This is a genomic window from Chelatococcus composti (assembly GCF_014201415.1).
GTDB classification, from domain to species: Bacteria; Pseudomonadota; Alphaproteobacteria; order Rhizobiales; family Beijerinckiaceae; genus Chelatococcus_A; species Chelatococcus_A composti.
In genome coordinates, this window is record NZ_JACHEH010000006.1 from 34,342 (window position 1) to 51,898 (window position 17,557).

The window sequence follows — 17,557 nt, forward strand, 5'->3', positions numbered from 1 at the left end:
CGCAATGGCCATTGTCCCGGCCCGTCCCGAGCCTCGTCCCGGCGTGCTCACCATCGACGCCTATGTTCCCGGCAAGAGCGCCGCGGCAGGCGTCGAGAAAGTCTACAAGCTGTCCTCCAACGAGACGCCGCTGGGCCCGAGCCCGCACGCCATCGCCGCCGCGCAGGCCGCTGCCGAGCAAATCGCCTATTATCCGGACGGCGCGGCGACCCGCCTGCGCAATGCGATCGCGGCCAAGTACGGCCTCGACGCCAACCGCATCGTCTGCGGCGCCGGCTCGGACGAGCTCCTGAGCCTCATCACCCATGCGTATATCGGCCCCGGCGACGAGGGCCTGTACAGCGAGCACGGTTTCCTCGTTTACCGCATCGCCATCCTCGCGGCCGGCGGCACGCCGGTGGTGGCGCCGGAGAAGAACCTGACGACCGATGTCGATGCCCTGCTCGCGCGGGTCACCGAGCGGACGAAGGTCGTCTTCCTCGCCAATCCCAACAACCCGACGGGCACCTACATCCCCTTCGACGAGGTCAAGCGCCTGCATGCCGGGCTGCCGCCGCACGTGCTCCTCGTGCTCGATGCGGCCTATGCCGAGTATGTGCGGCGCAACGACTACGCCTCCGGGCTCGAACTCGTGGCGACGAGCGAGAATGTCGTCATGACGCGCACGTTCTCGAAGATCTATGGCCTGGCGGGCCTGCGCCTCGGCTGGGCCTATATGCCGACGCACGTTGCCGACGCGCTCAACCGCATCCGCGGCCCCTTCAACGTCGGCTCCATCGCACTGGAGGCCGGCATCGCCGCCCTCGCTGACGACGCGCATGTGGCGGCCGCCGTGGCGCACAACGAGGAATGGCTGCCGTGGCTCACGCGGGAGATCGAGAAGCTCGGCCTCACCGTGACCCCGAGCGTCGGCAACTTCCTGCTCGTCCACTTCCCGGAAGACGAGAAGCGCGGCGCCAGGGCGGCCGACGCCTTCCTTTCCGCCCGCGGGCTGATCCTGCGCGGGGTCACCGCCTACGGCCTGCCGAACGCGCTGCGCCTGACGGTCGGCACGGCCGAGGCCAACCGCCTCGTCGTCGAGGCACTTGCCGATTTCCTGCGAGGGAGCGATGCCTGACCGTCTCGGCCCGCCGCGTGAAACACCGCTCTTCAAGCGGATCACCCTCATCGGTCTCGGCCTCATCGGCTCCTCGATCGCGCGGGCGGTGCGCCACCTGAAGCTTGCCGGCACGCTCGTGGCAGCCGATGCCTCGCCCGCTGTGATCGCCCGCGTGAGCGAGCTCGGCCTCGCAGACATCGCCACCACCGACGTTGCCGAGGCGGTTACCGACGCCGATCTCGTCATCCTGTGCGTGCCGGTAGGCGCCTATGCCGAGGTCGCCGCGACCATCGCGCCGCGCCTCAAGCCCGGCGCCATCGTCTCCGACGTCGGCTCGGTGAAGGCCGCGGCCATCGCACAGCTTTCGCCCCACATTCCGCCCGGCGTGCATCTGGTCCCCGCCCATCCCGTCGCGGGCACGGAGCATTCCGGGCCAGACGCAGGCTTTGCGACGCTGTTCATCGACCGCTGGTCGATCCTGACCCCGACGGACGATACCGATCCGGCGGCGGTCAACGCGGTGCGCGGCTTCTGGCGCGCGCTCGGCTCCAACGTCGAGGTGATGACGGCCCAGCACCACGACCTGGTGCTCGCCATCACCAGCCACGTGCCGCACCTCATCGCCTACAACATCGTGGGCACGGCGGCCGACCTCGAGGAGGTCACGCAGTCGGAGGTGATCAAGTTCTCGGCCGGCGGCTTCCGCGATTTCACGCGCATCGCCGCCTCCGACCCCACCATGTGGCGCGACGTCTTCCTCAACAACAAGGAGGCGGTGCTCGAGATGCTCGGCCGCTTCAACGAAGATCTCGCGGCGTTGCAGCGGGCCATTCGCTGGGGCGACGGCCAGACGCTGTTCGACCTCTTCACGCGCACGCGGGCGATCCGCCGCAACATCATCGCCGTGGGGCAGGAGACGCCCGAGCCCGACTTCGGCCGCCGGCGCGGCGAGGATAGCACCGGCCAGTGACGGCTCGCCGCTCAGCGCAGCGGCGAGACCGTGCCGACCTGGAAGGGACCGAAGAAGATGCGCCCGTCCGTGAAACGGATGGGCGGCAGCTTCGTCATGCCGGGCGAGGCCCCGTCTGGCGCCTTGCCGCCGAGGGCGGCGAGACCGCCCGCAAGGAGGCCGGCGAGCCCGTTGCCGCCGAGGCCGAAACGCGCGAGGAGGCCGTCGAGACCGGCAACCGACGCGTCGACGGTCCCCTCCGGCCGACGCTGGGTGTCGATCCCGAGGTGGCCGCTCGCCTCCAGGGATTGCGGGCCCTTGACCACGGCAAGGCGCGTCAGCTCCACGGCTCCACCGCGCTCCCGCCATGCGTCCAGCCGGGCGGGCGTCGAGCCGCGGGCGAGCAGCCCGGCATTGGTGACCGTGGCGCGCAGGGTGAGGTCTGCGGCCTCAGAGCTGGCGAGAAGGGCGTCGAGCACAGGCACCGACGCCTTGCGCATGTCGAGCGCAAGGTCGTAGGCGCCAGCGCGTTCCGGCGTGCGCCGGGCATGGAATTCCACGGCCTCGGCCCTGAAGTCCCCGGGAGACGAGCCGGGCACGCTCACCGTCATCGTCGGCTCGACGATGCTCACGGCCACGCGCTCTGGCATGTCGTTGGCGACGATGACGCTCGCATCAAAGCTGCGCCAGTCGAGCGTCAGGCTAGCGTCGTCGGACGTGCTGCGCACCACGAGCGGCCCCTCGACCTCGAGGATAACGTGCTGCGGCTGGTAGACCTGCGACACCGCGAGGAAGCGCTTCAGCTCGCCCGTGGCGGGGCCGATCTCCGTCTCGCCCGTAAAGGTGGCGTTCTCGCAGCGCAGCTCGAACCGGAAGGGAAAGCCGCCGACCGAGCGTTGCGGGCAGGACCACTGGCGCCCGTCCGCCGCCTCCCGCGCCAGCCACAGCTCGACCGCATCGAGCGCACGGGCACGCGCGACGAACCAGAAGACGGACCAGCCTGCGACGAGCAGCGCCAGCAGCAGGACCGGCAGGTAGAGCCCCCAGCGGCTGCGGCGCACGCCTGCCGGGCTCGTATCGACCTGTTCCCTTTCGTTCAACGCCCTCTCCCTTGTTGCACCGTCCCTTCCTACCTGTTACCCGCATTGCGGCCAAGCGGCGGCACGGGCACAAGGTCTCGGCGTCACGGCACGGCCTGTTTCAGCGACGAGACGGAAGGGCATGAGCCACGAATCGGGCGATCTGTGGGTCTTCGGCTACGGCTCTCTGATGTGGCGGCCCGGCTTTCCCTTCATCGACCGCTTTCCGGCCCGGCTCGCCGGCTACCACCGCGCGCTGTGCATCTATTCGCACGTCCACCGCGGCACGCCTGAGCGGCCGGGCCTCGTACTCGGCCTCGACCGCGGCGGCGCCTGCAAGGGCGTGGCCTTCCGCGTGCCCGGCCCGGAGGTCGAGGAGACAATCGCCTATCTGCGGGCGCGGGAGCAGGCGACATCCGTCTATCTGGAACGGCACCTGCCCGTGCGCCTCGCCAATGGCGAGCAGGTGACTGCCCTCACCTACGTGGCGGACCGCCGGCATCCCCAATATGCCGGCATACTGCCGCGCGAGGCGCTGCTGGCCATCGTCAGGCAGGGCGTCGGCCAGTCCGGTCCCAACCCGGAATATGTGCTGAACACCTACGAGCACCTCATGGCGCTCGACGTGCACGACGCCACGCTCGCCTGGCTCGCCGCCCAGCTGCACTGAGCGCACGCCGGGCGGATCACTGGAACGGGTGCAGGTCGCGCACGACGGCCGCGCGCGCCTCGGCGCTGGTGGCAAGGAGATGGACGTGGAGCTCCACAGCGCCACAGGCGCGCATCTGCCCGAACCAGGCGCTGTCGAAGCCGTGCGGCGAAAGCGGAGAGGACTCGCACACGCCGACGATGCGGCGCGCCTCGCCCTCGCGCGCGACGGCGATGAGCACGGCGTCGAGGTGCGCCTCCTGCCACATGGCCGTCAGCGGATAGACGGACACGACATAGCGGCGGCCCGAGCGCCCGCGCCAGGCGCGCAGGGGCAGGAGATCGCCGCCGGAAGCGACGTGGAGGGTCTCGTCCCGCACGGGCGAGCTCACACGGGCGGACGCAAGGGGACGACGCGCCACGTGCACGGGGAATTGGACGACAGCGCTCATTTCCGGCTCCACGTTCCCTTTTTGTTCGGAACAAAAAGAGAACATCTTAACCATGTTGTCAAGCGCCGTCGTTGCAGCTGATCACGCCCCGGCGCGTTCCGGCTGCGGCGGGGCGGCGTCGCCGATCTCGGCAAGCCCCTCGGCATGGAGGCGGCGGGCGGCAGGCTCGATGGTCTCGATCAGCGTCGGCACCAGGCTGTCGCGCGGCAGGCCGGGCGGAATCGGCGGCAGGAATTCGACGACAATCGTACCCGGCCGGCGGATGAAGCGCCGGCGCGGCCAGAAGAGGCCGGAGTTGAGGGCGACCGGCAGGCACGGCACGCCCAGCCGGTCGTAGAGATGGGCGATGCCGTACTTGTAGGCAGGCTCGGCCCCCGGCGGCCGGCGCGTACCCTCGGGAAAGATGATGATCTGCCGGCCGTCGCGGGCCTCCTCGGCAGCCTTTTCCGTCATGCGCACCATGGCACGGGCGCCGCCCTTGCGGTCCACGGGCACCATGTCGGCCTTCCACAGGTACCAGCCGAAGAAGGGGATGAACATGAGCTCCCGCTTCAGGATGAAGGTAGGGTCCGAAAAGAAGGGAACGAGGGCGAAGGTCTCCCACATCGACTGGTGCTTGCACGCCGCCAGGCAGCCGCCCTGGGGGATGTTGGACACGCCGCGCACCTCAAGGCGCGTACCGGCCAGGACGCGCAGGAGCCACAGCGACGTGCGCGCCCAGGCGCGGGCCACCGCCATCAGCATGCGCCGCGGTAGCAGCAGCATCGGCAGGCAGGCGATGAGCCAGACGATGAGGTTGGCGTAAAAGGCGACGTTGAAGGCGAGTGAGCGGAGAGCGAGCATGGCATCCGGCAGCATGTGCGCGCGGGGCCGGCGCGCGCTGACCGCCTAACGCAGCACGGGGGCAGTCGCAACCGGTTTGCGCCCGCCGATAAGCACGGCGACGCGCGAATCCTCCGGGTCGTGCTCCACCCAGGTACGCGCCACGGCCGCGAGATACTTCAGGTATTCCATAAAGAGCAGCCGCGCGGCCACCGGATCCCGCCACCACCGCTCGGTGTCGATGCGGTCAGCCGAGACCGCGTGGGGCACGAGTTCGGTCTCGGGCAGCACGTTGCCGAGCTCCACCAGCGACCGCGGCATGTGGTAGTTCGACGTGACCACGATCAGCGAACGGAAGGCATGCCGCTGCACCCAACGCCGGGTCTCGATCGCGTTGCCGATGGTGTTGCGTGCGCGGTAGTCAAGGTCGACGCAGCAGTCGACCAGGTCGACGAGCTCGGGATTGAGAATGGCGAGCTGGGCCGGCGTGGTGTGCTTGTTGACGCCGCTGATCAGCAGGCGACGGGCATGGCCCTGCCTCACGAGATCGGCCGCATCGGCAATGCGCTGGGCACCGCCGGTGAGCGCCACCACGGCATCCGCCCTTGCATCCACCCGCCGCCCGACGCGCCCCACCATGTCGGTGAAGACGAAGAAGCCGCCAACGAAGGCGAGGCAAGCAAGAAGGCCGGCGACCGCCAGACTGCGGCGCAGCATCCGCCAGCGACGGCGACGGCGGGGGGACGCGGCCGGCGCCACGGCGGTCGGCTCGCTATCGGCGGGGTCGGCAACCATCGGCTCGTTGCCAGCGATGCTCATGCTCTTACCTTTCGCTGTGCAGCATACCGACGATTGCGGCGCGCACTAGGCACAAGATGCACGCCGCCGCTTACCCTCAGCCGAGCCCGCGCAAATGCCGGTGCACCGTGAAGCGCGAGACAAGCGCCGTGGTGGTGGCGACGATCGCCGCCACGACGACGACGGCACCATAGCCGCGCCAGCCGATGTCGAAGGCGCCGAACAAGGCCTCGATCTGGTCCCCGCCCGGGCTCGCCCGCCAGTAGCCGGCGAGGAAGCCGAGGCACGCGATGAGCAGGATGGCCGCGAGGCAGCCGATGGCGCCGCCCTTGAGCCCGAGACCGAGGAACCGGACCTGGAACTCGCGCGCGATGAACCGGTCGTCGGCCCCCACGAAATGCAGCACCTCCAGGATCTCGCGGCTGCTCGCCACCGCCGCCCGCGTCGCGAAGGCGATGGCGAGCGCAGCCGCCGTGAGCACCAGGCCGACGATGGCAAGGGCAATGATGACGAGAGTGCTCGCCATGGTCGACAGGCGGGCGATCCAGGTGCGGTGGTCGTCGAGGCTGGCCGTCGGCACCTGCTCGGCCAGCTGCTGCTTCATGGCGGTGAGGTCTGGCGTGGTGTCGGACTTGAGACGCACGACGACGAGGCGCGGCACCGGCAGCTCGACGAGCTCGAGCCCCGTGCCGAGCCAGGGCGCCAGAAGCCGCTCCGCCTCCTCCTTCGAGTAGACGGACACCGAATCGACCTGCGGGTCGGCGCCAGCCACGGCGACGGCAGCGGCGACATCTGCCTCGATGTCGCGCTGGGCGTTGGGCTTCACCTGGATGGTGATCTCCCGGGAGATAGAGGAGCGCCATTCGGCCGAGGCGCTGGCCACGAGCTCGGCGGCGCCCGCCGCAAGCGCGGCGAGAAAGGTGAGAATGGCGATGACGGTGACGAGCGCCCGGCCAGCCACCGAATCGGCTGGGACGAGCGGCTGGTTGCGGCGCAGTGTCTCGGGCAGCGGCCCAAGGTCGGACTCGACGTCCGGTGCGGGGTTGGTCCGTTCGGTGCGGCGCATCATGCCGTCACTCGTAGATGTGCAGGCGGCCTTCGCCAAGCACCAGGCGGCGGGCATCCACCTGGTCCATCAGCGCAAGGTCGTGCGTGGCGATGATCACCGACGTGCCGAGCCGGTTGAGCTCCACGAAGAGGCGCAGCAGCCGCCGGGCGAGGCTCGGGTCGACGTTGCCGGTCGGCTCGTCGGCCAGCAGCAGCTCCGGCCGCGAGATGAGGGCGCGGGCGATGGCCGCGCGCTGCTTCTCGCCGCCCGACAGCACGGGCGGCAGCACGTGCATGCGCTCGCCCAGGCCCACCCAGCGCAGCAGCTCCACCACCTCGGCGCGATAGCTCGCCTCCTCGCGGCCCTGCACGCGCAGCGGCAGGGCGACGTTCTCGTAGGTGGTGAGATGGTCGAGCAGCCGGAAGTCCTGGAAGACGACGCCCATGCGCCGGCGCAGGGCGGTGAGCGCCTCCCCGCTGATCTGCGACACGTCCTCGCCGAAGAGGGTGATGAGGCCGCGTGTCGGCTTGAGGGCGAGAAGGATGAGGCGCAACAGCGTCGTCTTGCCGGCCCCTGAGGGGCCCGTGAGAAATTGGAACGAGCGCGGCTCGATCGAGAACGTCAGGTCTCGCAGCACCTCCGGCCCCATGCCGTAGCGCAGTCCGACATTGTCGAAACGAACCACCAGTCACCTCCTCGCGGCCGCGGCCTTCACGGTTCATTAACCATGACGGCCGACCAATTGGTGTCACGCGGATGCCCGTCCTAGCCGGGGCAGGCCGCGCATACCAGCCTGATTCGCCATGCCCATTGTCTGTCCTTCCCGCACCAACGCCTATAGGCTCGTCGATGCGGAGGCGCGGGCGCCCCGGAAGCGGGCAGCCCCGTGCCCGGTTCTTCCCCGCCTGTCCGACTTGCACACAGCACCGGCGGCGGTTAAGCGGCGGCATGCGCTCCGCTGCGGGCAACGATAAAGGCCAGACCATGCAGACGAAGACCATCCGGGTTCTGTTCGACGAGAAAGCGATCGCTGCCCGCAACGAGGAGATCGCCAAGGCCGTGGCCGCCTCCGAGCCACGCGACCTTCTGGTGGTTGCCGTGCTGAAAGGCAGCTTCATGTTCGCGGCCGATCTCATCCGCGCGCTGCACCGCGCCGGGCTCGAGCCGCAGGTGGAGTTCGTCCACATGTCGAGCTATCGCGAGGCCACCGTCTCCTCCGGGCACGTCGAGATCCTGAAGGATGTGGAAAGCGACGTGCGCGGCCGCGACGTGCTGCTCGTCGACGACATTCTCGAATCGGGCCGCACCCTCGCCTTCGCCAAGGATCTTCTGATGGCCCGGGGCGCGCGTACCGTGAAATCGGCCGTGCTGCTCGAGAAGCCGGGCAAGCGTGCGGTACGGATCGATGCCGACTATGTCGGCTTCGAATGTCCCGATCTTTTCGTGGTCGGCTACGGCATGGACGTGGCCCACCGCTACCGGCAACTGCCGTTCGTTGGCGTCGTTGAGGCAGAAAGAGAGGACCGCAAGGAGCAGTAACGATGGCGCATATTCTGCTCGTCGACGACGAGGAGGGCGTTCGGGGCTTCCTGAAGCGCGGGCTGGAGATCGACGGCCATGCCGTGGTCACGGCCGTCGACGGCGAGGATGGCCTTGCCCGTCTCGACCAGCACCAGGGACGGTTCGACCTTCTGCTCACCGACATCCGCATGCCCATCATGGACGGCATCGCCTTGGCGCATGCTGCCAAGCGCTCGTATCCCGAACTGCCCATCATGCTGATGACTGGCTTCGCTGACCAGCGCGAGCGGGCGAGCTCGCTTGACGGCGTCGTCATCGACGTGCTGACGAAGCCTTTCTCCCTGGCGGAGCTGCGCACGAGCGTGCGCGAGGCGCTGAACAGCTGAGGCCGGGGCAGGCGCGCGCCGCCATGCGCCCGGCGCGGGCGAGCTTGCCTGTCGCGGCCCTTGCCTGGTCTGCTAGCTCGCGCCATACGCAGGAGGCCCCTTTCCCGCGCCCACGGAGCCGCCCATGACCGCTTCCAAGAAGCCCTGGTCCGCCCGCACCCTCGCCGCCCAGGCCATGGGTGCCACGGATCCGCTGACCCGGGCCGTCGTCCCGCCGATCCATGTGGCGACGACCTACATCCGTGACGAGGACAATGGCTATTCCTCCGGCTTCGTCTACGGCCGGCCGGACAACGCCACGACGCGCGAAGCGGAGAATGTCCTCGCCATGCTGGAGGGAGGCAGCCAGGCCCTCCTCTTCGGCTCGGGCATGGCCGCGGCGACGGCCGTGTTCCAGGCACTCGGTCCGGGCGACCACATCGTCGCGCCCACGGTAATGTACTGGGCACTGCGCCACTGGCTTGCCAGCGAGGCCAGGCGCTGGGGCCTTCAGGTCGACTTCGTCGACACCACCGACCTCGATGCGCTGCGGGCTGCCGTCACGCCCGGCCGCACCAGGCTCATCTGGATCGAGACCCCGTCGAATCCGCTGTGGACGATCACCGACATCGCCGCGGCGGCCGAGATCGCCCACGCGGCCGGGGCGCGGCTCGCGGTCGATTCCACCACCGCCTCGCCCTACCACACCCGGCCGCTGGCCCTCGGCGCCGACATCGTCATGCATGCGGCGACGAAGATCCTCAACGGCCACTCGGACGTGGTCGCCGGCGCCCTCGTCACCAAGGCAGAAGATGATTTCTGGGCGCGCATCGCCGCCATCCGCCGGGGGCAGGGCGGCATCCTCGGACCCTTTGAGGCCTACCTCCTCACGCGCGGCATGCGCACCTTCCACCTGCGCGCCGCGGCCCAGAGCGCCTCGGCGGCCCGGCTCGCCGAGAAGCTCGCCGCGCATCCGGCGGTGTCGAAGGTGCTCTATCCGGGCCTGCCGGACCATCCCGGCCATGCCGTCGCCGCGCAGCAGATGGAGAACGGCTTCGGCTACATGCTGTCCATCCGGCTCGCGGCCGGCGAGGCCGCTGCCATTGCCACAGCCGCCAGGGTCGAGCTGTGGAAGCGCGCCACCTCGCTCGGCGGTGTCGAGAGCCTCATTGAGCATCGCGCCTCGATCGAGGGCGCAGGCTCGCCATGCCCGCCCGACCTGCTGCGCCTGTCCGTCGGCATCGAGGACCCGCAGGACCTTTACGACGATCTCGCCACCGCGCTCGACCGCGCCACGGGGCGCAGCTGAACCATTCAGCCGACCGCTGAGCGCAGACGCTCCCGCCCCCGCGCCGGCGCCTCGTCCCCTTCGCAGCCGATGCCTTGGTCCGCAACCCGGTCACCGAGAGCCGTGACGACATTGCGCGCGGTGGAGCGCACCAGGCGGCAGAGGGCCGGCAGCTCGCCGGCCTCGGCCTTGGGCATGCGGCGGCGCAGCGCCTCGGCGACCAGCGCCTCGAGACCCGTTTCCGACACCAGCATGTAGCGCGTGAACGGCCGGAAGGTGCCGGGGCTCGTCTCCAGCCGGACGAGCAGCTTGTCGTCCGGCCCGACGCAGGCAAGCGCCTGGGTGACATTGATGATGCCGGCCCGATTCATGGAAAAACGCAGCGCGCGGCAGATGTCTGCCGCGACGAACCACAGGCGGCCGCCGCGCTGGACGAAGCGCACGACATCTCCGCTGCCCGGCCAGGTCAGGCTGTGAACCGTGTCGATTGCGAAACTCTCCAGGGCCTCTCCCATCGCCGACAACTTCCCCCGCTCGTTGTTCCCATCTAGCTCACAACGTCAGGGGGCGGCGTGGCAATACCCGCCGAACCCATGCAGGGCGCTGCCCGTACAGGCCGCGCCCCGCAGGAGGCTCAGGCCGTCAGGACCTTCTCGATATCGTAGACCGGATGGGATGTGAGGGTCTTGTCCACCTCGGCGACGATCCGTTCACTGACCTCCTTGTGGAACGCCTTGCGCAACTCGCCGAGCGTCTGCGGTGGAGCGACGACGACGAGCCGCTCGAAGCGGTTCTCGTGCGCCGCCCGATAGAGCGCATCCGCGATCTCGCTGGCGAAACGGTCCTTGGCAAGGCGGTGCCAGTCGGTCGGCTCGATAGCGCTCTTGTTGTTGCTGGGGCGGCCGCGGTTCATGCGGCCGGGACTGTCCGTGGCCTGCTCGCGATTGGGCGGGTTTTCCTGTGCGAAGACATCCTCGACGACCAGATGGGGATAGGTGGCATCCCCCTCGTTGCGAAAGAAGAGCGCCTTTTCTCCATCGCCGACAAGCACCCAAGTACCGTGGGCAAGGCGTAGTCCGCTCATCTTGTTCCTCCTTGGCTGCACTCCTCATGTGGGAAGCGGGCGCGCAGGATGCCAGACGGTGCGCGGAGAGCCCCCGAGGCAGCGAACGAGGCAAGGGTCAGGAGGGTTCCTCGACGAGGCGGCGGGCGATGACCTGGGCCTGGATCTCCGCCGCGCCCTCGAAGATCGACAGGATGCGCGCATCGCACAGCACGCGCGACACCGGATACTCGAGCGCGAAGCCGTTGCCGCCGTGGATCTGCACCGCATTGTCCGCCGCCGCCCACGCGACGCGGGCCGCCAGTAGCTTCGCCATGCCGGCCTCGAGGTCGCAGCGCCGGCCCCCGTCCTTGGCGCGTGCGGCGAAATAGGTGAGCTGGCGCGCCAGCATGATCTCCACCGCCATCATGACGAGCTTGTCGGCGACGCGCGGGAAGTGGATGAGGCTTTTGCCGAACTGCACCCGCTCCTCGGCATAGCGCAGGCCGAGCTCGAAGGCCGACTGCGCAACGCCGATGGCGCGCGCCGCCGTCTGGATGCGGGCAGCCTCGAAGGTCTGCATGAGCTGCTTGAAGCCCTGCCCCTCGCGCCCGCCGAGAAGGTTCGCCGCCGGCACCTCGAAGCCGTCGAAGGCGAGCTCGTACTCCTTCATGCCACGGTAGCCGAGCACCTCGATCTCGCTGCCCGTCAGCCCCGCCACGGGGAAGGGATCGTCGTCCGTGCCACGCGGCTTCTCGGCCAGCAGGATGGAAAGGCCGCGGTGTCCTGGCTCGGCCGGGTTGGTGCGCACGAGCAGAGTCATGAGGTCGGCGCGCACGGGATGTGTGATCCACGTCTTGTTGCCGTAGACGCGGTATACGTCACCGTCGCGCTGGGCGCGTGTCTTCAGCGAGGCGAGGTCAGAGCCTGTGTTCGGCTCCGTGAAGACGGCCGTGGGCAGGATCTCGCCGCTCGCGATCTTCGGCAGGAAATGGGCCTTCTGCTCGTCCGTGCCGCCGCACAGGATGAGCTCGGCCGCGATCTCGGAACGGATGCCGAGGGAGCCGACACCGATGTAGCCGCGCGACAGCTCCTCCGAAACGACGCACATGGAAACCTTGGAGAGGCCCATGCCGCCGTATTCCTCGGGAATGGTGAGGCCGAAGACGCCGAGGGCAGCCATGTCGGCGATGGTCTCGAGCGGGATGTAGCTGTTGGTGCGATGCCATTCCTGCGCGTGCGGCACCACCTCGGCGTCGGCAAAGCGGCGCATCTCGGCGCGGATGGCCTCCAGCGTCTCGTCGAGGCCGGTGGCGCCGATGCTGGAGGCGCCGTCGCGCTGGCGCAGCAGCGTGGCGAGCCGCGCGCGGTTCTCGGCCGTGTTGCCCCGGGCGACGAGCGCCCTGAGCGCTGGCGTGCGCAGCGCGGCGAGCGCCCCCTCATCGAGGCCGAACACGTCTGGCCGCACAATCTCGCCCTGGCTCATGGGAATGCCGCCGAAGACCTGTGCGCAATATTCGCCGGCGCCGATGGCCAGGATCAGCTCCTCCACCTCGCCGAAGCGACCTTCCTCTGCGAGCCGGTCCGCCCAGGCGACAAGTTCGCGTACGGCCGTCGCATAGGTCGCGATCCAGGCGAGGCCGTGCGCCATGTGCTGGGCGCGGTCGAACCGCTCCGGCACAATCCGCCCCTCCGCCGTCACGGCAGCCCTTACCGCGCCGGCCGCGGCGCCGGTCAGGGTGCCGAGAGCCTCCGCGGCCTCGCGGGCGAGGCTGCGCAGGTCCGTCGGAATCGTGCGCGCGGCAGCGGCAGGGTTCATCGTGTCTCCCTTTCGTTGTCGTTTCCTGGATCGCTTCCTCGACAGGCGCTCAGGCATCAAGCCGGGCGCGGGCGCGCTCGACCACCCGGACGATGCCGGCCATCACCTCGTCGAGCGCGTAGTCCTTGGGCGTATAGACGGCGGCAACGCCGATGTTCTTCAGCACCAGCTCATCCTCGGGCGGGATGATGCCACCGACGACGACCGGGATGTGGCCAAGCCCTTCGGCCCGCAGCCGCGCCATCACGTCGCGCACCAGCGGCACGTGCGAGCCAGAGAGGATGGACAGGCCGATGACATGGGCGTCGACCGCGCGGGCGCGTGCCACGATGTCGGCCGGCGTCTGGCGGATGCCGTCATATGTCACGTCCATGCCCACGTCGCGGGCCCTGAGCGCCACCTGCTCGGCGCCGTTGGAATGGCCGTCGAGCCCCGGCTTGCCGACGACGAGGCGCGGTGCGCCGCCGAGCTTCTCGGCGAGATCCGCCACCAGGAGTCGCACCTCACGGTCGACGTCCGGCGAGCGCGTCTCGGTCGTCACGCCGGTGGGCGCACGGTATTCACCGAAGACGCGGCGCAGGGTCTCGCCCCACTCGCCCGTGGTGACGCCGGCGCGGGCGCAGCGGATCGACGGCTCCATGATGTTGCGCGCCTCCCGCGCCGCCGCCTCGAGATCGGCGAGGGCCGCCGTCACCTCGGCCTCGTCGCGCCGGGCCCGCCAGTCCCGCAGCCGCGCCACGGCCTCCATCTCGACCGTCTCCGGCACGGTGAGGATGGCGCCCTCACCGGCAAGGAGCGGCGAGGGCTCGCTCTCCGTCCAGCGATTGACCCCCACCACCACCTGCTCGCCCGCCTCGATGGCGGCGAGACGGGCCGCATTTGATTCGACGAGGGCACGCTTGAGATAGCCGGACTCCACGGCAGCGACCGCACCGCCAAGGGCCTCGATGCGGGCGAGCTCCGCCCGTGCCGCCTCCTTCAGGGCGCCGACCTTCTCCTCGATCACGCGGGAGCCATCGAAGATGTCGTCATACTCGAGCAGGTCAGTCTCGTAGGCCATGATCTGCTGCATGCGCAGCGACCATTGCTGGTCGAAGGTGCGCGGCAGGCCAAGCGCCTCGTTCCACGCCGGCAGCTGCACGGCGCGCGCCCGTGCCTTCTTGGAGAGCACGACAGCCAGCATCTCGATGAGGATGCGGTAGACGTTGTTCTCGGGCTGCTGCTCCGTAAGGCCGAGGGAATTGACCTGCACGCCGTAGCGAAAGAGGCGCTTCTTCGGGTCCGCGATGCCGTAGCGGTCACGGCAGATTTCGTCCCACAGCTCGGTGAAGGCGCGCATCTTGCACATCTCGGTGATGAAGCGCATGCCCGCGTTGACGAAGAAGGAGATGCGCCCCACCACCTCGGCGAAGGTCGCCTCGTCCACCTCTCCGCTGTCCCGCACCGTGTCGAGCACGGCGATGGCCGTGGCGAGGGCATAGGACAGCTCCTGCACCGGCGTCGCCCCCGCCTCCTGCAGGTGGTAGGAGCAGACGTTCATCGGGTTCCACTTCGGCACTTCCCGCGTCGTGAACAGGACGATGTCCTTGGTCAGGCGCATGGACGGCTGCGGCGGGAAGACATAGGTGCCGCGCGAGAGATATTCCTTGATGATGTCGTTCTGCGTCGTGCCCGTCAGCCGGTCGCGCGGGGCGCCCTGCTCGTCGGCCACGGCGATGTAGAGGGCGAGCAGCCACGCCGCAGTGGCGTTGATCGTCATCGAGGTGTTCATCTCGGCGAGCGGGATGCCCTCGAAGAGGGTGCGCATGTCGCCGATATGGGCGATGGAGACACCCACCTTGCCGACCTCGCCGCGGGCGAGCGGATGATCCGGGTCGTAGCCCGTCTGCGTCGGCAGGTCGAACGCGACCGAAAGGCCCGTCTGGCCGCGCGCGAGATTGGTGCGATAGAGACGATTCGATTCGGCCGCCGTCGAGTGCCCCGCATAGGTGCGAAAGATCCAGGGCCTGTCCCGGTGCGGGCGCGCGCTGCCGTCTCGCTCGCTCATGCCGTCTCTCCCTGTCACACGCGCGCAGATGCATGGCCCGCGCTGCTCGTTCTGCCATCGTCATGGTGCGGCGCAACAACCTACGCTGCAAGTGCAAAATGCCCAATAGGCCGAAGGTCGAATGCAACAAGGGCGCAGCCTGCGACATTTTCGCTTTCGCTGCACCGCAATATCATCCATTCTGGCCATGGCGCAGTGCAGCAGAGCCCCATTCAAGAGGGCGCGCCGAGGAAACACGAACGACAGGAGGCCGCATGAACGCCACCGCCAGAGCGACCGCCGCCCGCACCACGGAGGAGCGCAAGGATCTTTACGCTATCGGGGAGATCCCGCCCCTCGGCCACGTGCCGGAGAAGATGCACGCCTGGGTCATCCGCAAGGAGCGGCATGGACCGCCGGAGCAGTCGATGCAGCTCGAGGTGGTGCCCACCTGGACCATCGGCGACGACGAGGTGCTGGTGCTCGTGATGGCGGCGGGCGTCAACTACAACGGCGTGTGGGCTGCGCTCGGCCAGCCCATCTCGGTGCTCGATGTCCACAAGCAGCCATACCATATCGCCGGCTCCGACGCCGCCGGCATTGTCTGGGCGGTCGGCTCCAAGGTGCGGCGCTGGAAGGTCGGCGACGAGGTCGTCGTGCACTGCAACCAGGACGACGGCGACGACGAGGAGTGCAACGGCGGCGACCCGATGTTCTCCCCCTCCCAGCGCATCTGGGGCTACGAGACGCCGGACGGCTCCTTCGGCCAGTTCTGCCGCGTGCAGTCGCGCCAGCTCATGGAGCGGCCGAAGCACCTGACTTGGGAGGAAAGCGCCTCCTATACGCTGACGCTGGCGACGGCCTACCGCATGCTCTTCGGCCACCCGCCGCACACGCTCAAGCCCGGCGATAATGTGCTGGTCTGGGGCGCCTCCGGCGGGCTCGGCGTCTTCGGCGTGCAGCTGTGCGCCGCAGCCGGCGCCAACGCCATTGGCATCATCTCGGACGAGGACAAGCGCGACTACGTGCTCAGCCTCGGCGCCAAGGGCGTCATCAACCGCAGGGAGTTCAACTGCTGGGGCCAGCTGCCCAGGGTGAACTCGCCCGAATACGCCGCCTGGAGCCAGGAGGCGCGCCGGTTCGGCAAGGCGATCTGGGACATCACCGGCCGGAAGGACGTCGACATCGTCTTCGAGCATCCGGGCGAGCAGACCTTCCCGGTCTCGACCCTCGTGGTGAAGCGCGGCGGCATGGTGGTGTTCTGCGCCGGCACCACCGGCTTCAACCTCACGTTCGATGCCCGCTATGTCTGGATGCGGCAGAAGCGCATCCAGGGGTCCCACTTCGCCCATCTCAAGCAGGCGTCCGCGGCCAACAAGTTCGTGCTCGACCGGCGCATCGACCCCTGCATGTCCGAGGTCTTCCCGTGGCACGAGATTCCGGTGGCGCACACCAAGATGTGGAAGAACGAGCACAAGCCCGGCAACATGGCCGTGCTCGTCAACTCCCCGCGCCCCGGCCTGCGCAGCTTCGACGACGTGCTCGAGGCTTCGCGGGAAGGCTGAAAAAGCCCGTAAGGGGCGCTACGGCGCCTCAGCGCCCCCCTCCCGCTCACGAATCAGCGCGGCATTGAGCTCTCCGCCGAAGAGGAAGATCGCGGCGAGAATGTAGAGGAAGACGAGCACGATCATGCCCGAGGCAAGGCCGGCGTAGGTCGAGACGTAGTTGGTGGCGAAGCTCTCGAGATAGAGGCCGAAGGCCGTGCCGCCGAGGAGCCAGAGCACCAGCGTCGCTCCGATGCCGGGCAGCACAGACGCAACGCTGCGTCGCCCGCCCGGCAGAAGCAGGTGGGCGATCAGCAGCGCGACGACGATGACGACCGTCGCCACGGCAAAGCGCGCCGTCACGATGAGCGGCCCGAGCGGGCTCAGCGCCGGCACCTCGGCGACGATCGCCCGCCAGGCCAGCGGCCCGAACACGACGAGGAGGGCGAAGGCGATGAGGGCCACGGCCCCGACGAGGACGAAGGCAATGGCCTGGAGCCGCGTCAGCCACCACGGCCGCCAGTCGTAGCAGTCATAGGCGCGGTTGAGCCCGATCCGCAGTGATTCGACGCCGTTCGACGAGAAATAGACGGCGAGCAGCGCACCGACCGTCAGCAGGTCGCGCCGCTGCTGCGTCATGACCGTGCTCACCTCGCCGGCCAGCGGGCCGGCGACCTCGCTCGGCCAGGTCTCGAAGATGAGCTCGGCAACACCGCGGGCAAGGTCCGTCGAGCCGACAAACCCGGCGAGCGCCGCGACGAGGATGAGGAAGGGAAAGAGCGACATCAGGCCGGAGAGGGCGATGTGACTCGAGATCGCCCAGCCGTCGTGATCGTTGAACCGCTCGAAGGCCCGCCAGAGAACGCGCGCCCAGGTGCCGATCGCCTTCACCGTTGCCCCCTCCGCACGCCCGCCTTCCGCTTCGTGACCTGCATCGTTTCCCCGGTCCCCGCACACCAAGGTCGGTGCTCCGCCCATCCCTGGCAAGCCGGACGGCCAGCGGGCCGCAGTGTGGCCCGGCGGTCATTGCGATCCGGCCTTCGTCATGGTTGGGTGC

At 69.0% G+C, this 17,557-nt stretch carries 18 protein-coding genes; 7 read left to right on the top strand and 11 right to left on the bottom strand.

What is annotated here, in order from left to right:
• Window positions 1-4 precede the first annotated feature (4 nt).
• Window positions 5-1,117: a histidinol-phosphate transaminase gene (gene hisC / locus HNQ73_RS13420; protein WP_183335400.1), complete on the top strand. Its 1,113-nt coding sequence runs from the start codon at window positions 5-7 to the stop codon at window positions 1,115-1,117.
• Window positions 1,110-2,069, top strand: a complete 960-nt coding sequence (locus HNQ73_RS13425) for a prephenate/arogenate dehydrogenase family protein (RefSeq protein WP_183335401.1) — start codon at window positions 1,110-1,112, stop codon at window positions 2,067-2,069. Before hisC ends, HNQ73_RS13425 begins: the two co-directional genes overlap by 8 nt.
• Before the next feature lie 11 nt (window positions 2,070-2,080).
• On the opposite strand, the gene HNQ73_RS13430 is transcribed toward HNQ73_RS13425, so the two are convergent.
• Complete coding sequence (locus tag HNQ73_RS13430; RefSeq protein ID WP_183335402.1) at window positions 2,081-3,148, bottom strand: DUF2125 domain-containing protein; 1,068 nt, start codon at window positions 3,146-3,148, stop codon at window positions 2,081-2,083.
• 121 nt (window positions 3,149-3,269) lie between these two features.
• Here HNQ73_RS13430 and HNQ73_RS13435 point away from each other — a divergent pair, with 121 nt between their 5' ends.
• Window positions 3,270-3,797, top strand: a complete 528-nt coding sequence (locus HNQ73_RS13435; protein WP_183335403.1) for a gamma-glutamylcyclotransferase — start codon at window positions 3,270-3,272, stop codon at window positions 3,795-3,797.
• Between the two features lie 16 nt (window positions 3,798-3,813).
• On the opposite strand, the gene HNQ73_RS13440 is transcribed toward HNQ73_RS13435, so the two are convergent.
• From HNQ73_RS13440 to ftsE, 5 genes are all read right to left on the bottom strand, one after another.
• Window positions 3,814-4,227, bottom strand: coding sequence for a hypothetical protein (locus HNQ73_RS13440; RefSeq protein ID WP_244650199.1), 414 nt, complete (start codon window positions 4,225-4,227; stop codon window positions 3,814-3,816).
• Window positions 4,228-4,308: 81 nt separating this feature from the next.
• On the bottom strand, window positions 4,309-5,070 hold the full coding sequence (locus HNQ73_RS13445; RefSeq protein WP_183335404.1) for a lysophospholipid acyltransferase family protein: 762 nt from the start codon (window positions 5,068-5,070) through the stop codon (window positions 4,309-4,311).
• A gap of 45 nt (window positions 5,071-5,115) precedes the next feature.
• Window positions 5,116-5,868: a YdcF family protein gene (locus HNQ73_RS13450; RefSeq protein ID WP_244650201.1), complete on the bottom strand. Its 753-nt coding sequence runs from the start codon at window positions 5,866-5,868 to the stop codon at window positions 5,116-5,118.
• Between the two features lie 76 nt (window positions 5,869-5,944).
• Window positions 5,945-6,916 (bottom strand): cell division protein FtsX, encoded by a 972-nt coding sequence (locus HNQ73_RS13455; protein WP_183335405.1) that lies wholly within the window; start codon window positions 6,914-6,916, stop codon window positions 5,945-5,947.
• A gap of 4 nt (window positions 6,917-6,920) precedes the next feature.
• Window positions 6,921-7,544 (bottom strand): cell division ATP-binding protein FtsE, encoded by a 624-nt coding sequence (gene ftsE / locus HNQ73_RS13460; protein ID WP_244650218.1) that lies wholly within the window; start codon window positions 7,542-7,544, stop codon window positions 6,921-6,923.
• Between the two features lie 335 nt (window positions 7,545-7,879).
• On the opposite strand from ftsE, the gene hpt reads away from it, so the two are divergent.
• From hpt to HNQ73_RS13475, 3 genes are all read left to right on the top strand, one after another.
• Complete coding sequence (hpt, locus tag HNQ73_RS13465) at window positions 7,880-8,434, top strand: hypoxanthine phosphoribosyltransferase (protein ID WP_183335407.1); 555 nt, start codon at window positions 7,880-7,882, stop codon at window positions 8,432-8,434.
• Window positions 8,435-8,436: 2 nt separating this feature from the next.
• Complete coding sequence (locus HNQ73_RS13470; protein WP_183335408.1) at window positions 8,437-8,802, top strand: response regulator; 366 nt, start codon at window positions 8,437-8,439, stop codon at window positions 8,800-8,802.
• A gap of 124 nt (window positions 8,803-8,926) precedes the next feature.
• Entirely contained in the window at window positions 8,927-10,090 is a 1,164-nt protein-coding gene (locus tag HNQ73_RS13475; protein ID WP_183335409.1) for a trans-sulfuration enzyme family protein, read from the top strand.
• A gap of 5 nt (window positions 10,091-10,095) precedes the next feature.
• On the opposite strand, the gene HNQ73_RS13480 is transcribed toward HNQ73_RS13475, so the two are convergent.
• From HNQ73_RS13480 to HNQ73_RS13495, 4 genes are all read right to left on the bottom strand, one after another.
• Window positions 10,096-10,584, bottom strand: a complete 489-nt coding sequence (locus tag HNQ73_RS13480) for a BRO-N domain-containing protein (RefSeq protein ID WP_183335410.1) — start codon at window positions 10,582-10,584, stop codon at window positions 10,096-10,098.
• 119 nt (window positions 10,585-10,703) lie between these two features.
• The gene (locus HNQ73_RS13485; protein ID WP_183335411.1) at window positions 10,704-11,153 is read right to left on the bottom strand and encodes a baeRF12 domain-containing protein; all 450 of its coding nucleotides are present in this window, start codon (window positions 11,151-11,153) and stop codon (window positions 10,704-10,706) included.
• Between the two features lie 97 nt (window positions 11,154-11,250).
• Complete coding sequence (locus HNQ73_RS13490; RefSeq protein ID WP_183335412.1) at window positions 11,251-12,930, bottom strand: acyl-CoA dehydrogenase family protein; 1,680 nt, start codon at window positions 12,928-12,930, stop codon at window positions 11,251-11,253.
• Window positions 12,931-12,979: 49 nt separating this feature from the next.
• On the bottom strand, window positions 12,980-14,977 hold the full coding sequence (locus HNQ73_RS13495; protein WP_183335413.1) for a protein meaA: 1,998 nt from the start codon (window positions 14,975-14,977) through the stop codon (window positions 12,980-12,982).
• Between the two features lie 254 nt (window positions 14,978-15,231).
• On the opposite strand from HNQ73_RS13495, the gene ccrA reads away from it, so the two are divergent.
• Window positions 15,232-16,521 carry a crotonyl-CoA carboxylase/reductase gene (ccrA, locus tag HNQ73_RS13500; protein WP_183335414.1) on the top strand — a complete coding sequence of 430 codons (1,290 nt, stop codon included), beginning with the start codon at window positions 15,232-15,234 and terminating at the stop codon, window positions 16,519-16,521.
• Between the two features lie 18 nt (window positions 16,522-16,539).
• On the opposite strand, the gene HNQ73_RS13505 is transcribed toward ccrA, so the two are convergent.
• Complete coding sequence (locus HNQ73_RS13505) at window positions 16,540-17,391, bottom strand: YihY/virulence factor BrkB family protein (protein ID WP_183335415.1); 852 nt, start codon at window positions 17,389-17,391, stop codon at window positions 16,540-16,542.
• Window positions 17,392-17,557: the final 166 nt, after the last annotated feature.

What these genes read in the sequence shown, in the direction of transcription:
- HNQ73_RS13445 (WP_183335404.1), bottom strand. Translation starts at nt 5,070, where the DNA reads ATGCTCGCTCTCCGCTCACTCGCCTTCAACGTCGCCTTTTACGCCAAC.
- HNQ73_RS13455 (WP_183335405.1), bottom strand. Translation starts at nt 6,916, where the DNA reads ATGATGCGCCGCACCGAACGGACCAACCCCGCACCGGACGTCGAGTCC.
- ftsE (WP_244650218.1), bottom strand. Translation starts at nt 7,544, where the DNA reads ATGGGGCCGGAGGTGCTGCGAGACCTGACGTTCTCGATCGAGCCGCGC.
- hpt (WP_183335407.1), top strand. Translation starts at nt 7,880, where the DNA reads ATGCAGACGAAGACCATCCGGGTTCTGTTCGACGAGAAAGCGATCGCT.
- HNQ73_RS13435 (WP_183335403.1), top strand. Translation starts at nt 3,270, where the DNA reads ATGAGCCACGAATCGGGCGATCTGTGGGTCTTCGGCTACGGCTCTCTG.
- HNQ73_RS13475 (WP_183335409.1), top strand. Translation starts at nt 8,927, where the DNA reads ATGACCGCTTCCAAGAAGCCCTGGTCCGCCCGCACCCTCGCCGCCCAG.
- HNQ73_RS13495 (WP_183335413.1), bottom strand. Translation starts at nt 14,977, where the DNA reads ATGAGCGAGCGAGACGGCAGCGCGCGCCCGCACCGGGACAGGCCCTGG.
- HNQ73_RS13425 (WP_183335401.1), top strand. Translation starts at nt 1,110, where the DNA reads ATGCCTGACCGTCTCGGCCCGCCGCGTGAAACACCGCTCTTCAAGCGG.
- HNQ73_RS13470 (WP_183335408.1), top strand. Translation starts at nt 8,437, where the DNA reads ATGGCGCATATTCTGCTCGTCGACGACGAGGAGGGCGTTCGGGGCTTC.
- hisC (WP_183335400.1), top strand. Translation starts at nt 5, where the DNA reads ATGGCCATTGTCCCGGCCCGTCCCGAGCCTCGTCCCGGCGTGCTCACC.
- HNQ73_RS13485 (WP_183335411.1), bottom strand. Translation starts at nt 11,153, where the DNA reads ATGAGCGGACTACGCCTTGCCCACGGTACTTGGGTGCTTGTCGGCGAT.
- ccrA (WP_183335414.1), top strand. Translation starts at nt 15,232, where the DNA reads ATGAACGCCACCGCCAGAGCGACCGCCGCCCGCACCACGGAGGAGCGC.
- HNQ73_RS13480 (WP_183335410.1), bottom strand. Translation starts at nt 10,584, where the DNA reads ATGGGAGAGGCCCTGGAGAGTTTCGCAATCGACACGGTTCACAGCCTG.
- HNQ73_RS13450 (WP_244650201.1), bottom strand. Translation starts at nt 5,868, where the DNA reads ATGAGCATCGCTGGCAACGAGCCGATGGTTGCCGACCCCGCCGATAGC.
- HNQ73_RS13440 (WP_244650199.1), bottom strand. Translation starts at nt 4,227, where the DNA reads ATGAGCGCTGTCGTCCAATTCCCCGTGCACGTGGCGCGTCGTCCCCTT.
- HNQ73_RS13490 (WP_183335412.1), bottom strand. Translation starts at nt 12,930, where the DNA reads ATGAACCCTGCCGCTGCCGCGCGCACGATTCCGACGGACCTGCGCAGC.